The 1714-nt window shown below is 72.7% G+C and carries 1 protein-coding gene and 1 pseudogene; both read right to left on the reverse strand.

Annotated elements, in window-relative coordinates:
- On the reverse strand, positions 1–1479 hold a 1479-nt coding region (locus tag R1101_RS0122930), incomplete at its 3' end, for a sacsin N-terminal ATP-binding-like domain-containing protein (RefSeq protein WP_016935535.1).
- Between the two features lies 1 nt (position 1480).
- Positions 1481–1702, reverse strand: a pseudogene (locus R1101_RS0122935) (DUF3027 domain-containing protein); the annotation flags it as partial.
- Positions 1703–1714: the final 12 nt, after the last annotated feature.

The following is a 1714-nucleotide window of genomic DNA, read 5'->3' on the forward strand; positions in this document are numbered from 1 at the left end:
GGGATGGACGAGGCGCACCCACGGCATCGACACCGCACCCACATCCTGCAGTTGCGTCGCGAGGACGGTGGTGCGCGGGCCGGTCACGGTCCGGCCGTCCGACAGCGGAACCGGCAGGGATGCGAGTTCCTCGGCCGCCACCGCGTCGACGACGAGCGGAGTCAGCGCCTCGTAGAGGCGGTTCCACCACTTCGGATCGCGTTCGTGGCCGGAGAGCAGTTCGGCCAGTCGCGCGAGACCGAGCCGGTGCCCTCCGACGGCCGGGAGCGCCGACGAATGTCGCGGGCCGCACAGCTCCGGGATCACGAGCCCGGGGACGACCTCACCGAGGACGTCGGCGAGCTCGTCGGTGAGACCGGGCAACGCGACGGCCCGGTCCGGTACCAGATCGGCGTTGCCGTCGGCTGCGGGAAGCCACGCTCCGGCGGCCAGGTCGTCGAGGATCGCCTCGCGGATCCTGCCGTCGATCTCGCTGCGCGCGAAGCCCGGGAGGGGCACGAGGTCGAGTCGCTGGTCGGCGGGCAGAGCCGCGACGAACCGCGCGTACCCGTGGGCGACGTTCTCGATGTGGGCCCCGGGCAGCACGCGCCGCCGGTCGGGTTGCATCGCGACGTCGGCGACGACGATCGCGGGCAGCGACAACTCCTCGTCGGAGCGGGTGGGAGCGCGCAGGACGTCGCTGCCGACCGGTACGACCCGGCCGTCCACGATGGGGACGAGCCACCGCGCCGACGATCCGGTGAACTCCCACCAGGTGCGATCGCCGATCCGCACCTCCCCCAGACCGTTGTCGAGTTCGCGCCGGTGGCAGGTGAACTCGTCGTCGCCGATGACGACGGTGCGCAGGCCGGGAAGTTCGAGCAGGATGTCGTGGGCCTCGGCGCGGAAGGCATCGAGCAGCGCGACCGGGTCGACCCCGGCACGCAGGGTCAGCACGACCTCGGTGTCGCTGCCGGGCACCGGTGGTGTCGCCGTCGGCCACACGAGGCGCAGCGCCGGGACACCGGACTCCGGTTCCGGCAGGCCCCGCTCGGCGAGGACCGAGCGGGTGCGCTCGGCCGAGAAGTGGATCGAGCCGGTCCGCGAACGGACCTCGATGTCGTCGGAGACCGCCAGCACCGCGGTGAAGCCGACACCGAACCGTCCCACGGTGGACGCGGTGCCGCTCTTGTTCGACGAGCGCAGCGCGGTCAGTGAGTGGACACCGCCCACGTCGAGAGGCTCGCCGATGTTCGCGACATGGAGCCGACCGTCGGCGAACCGTACCCGCAGTTCCCCCGGTGTACCGGCCCGCGCGGCGGCATCGGCGGCGTTCTGGGCGAGTTCGGTCAGGACGCGATCGCGGTACCCCGCACGGACGTGATCGGCCTCGGTGGCGGCGTCCTCCCGGAGGCGGGTGGGCGACGACGCCCACGCCGCGAGGATTCCCTCGCGTAACGCCGCGGTCCCGAACGGATCCGCGGGGCCCGGCCGGGTCACGTCAGTCGGTCTGTTCCGGTTCGGACGAGGACGACTCGGCAGCGGCCGGCTCGTCCGCGGACCCGGCGGGCGCCGAGCCGAGTTCGACGACCTCCACGGCCGAATCGTCGAACGCCTCGTACAGCGGGGAGCCGGCGCCGGTGGGCAGAGAGGTGTCGGAATGCGCACCGCACCCGTACTCGGCGTGCACGACGTGACCGTCGGCGGCGAACTCGTTGCCGCACTACCCGAAGGC

The organism is Rhodococcus sp. R1101 (assembly GCF_000278445.1).
In the GTDB taxonomy this organism is placed as follows: Bacteria; Actinomycetota; Actinomycetes; order Mycobacteriales; family Mycobacteriaceae; genus Rhodococcus; species Rhodococcus gordoniae.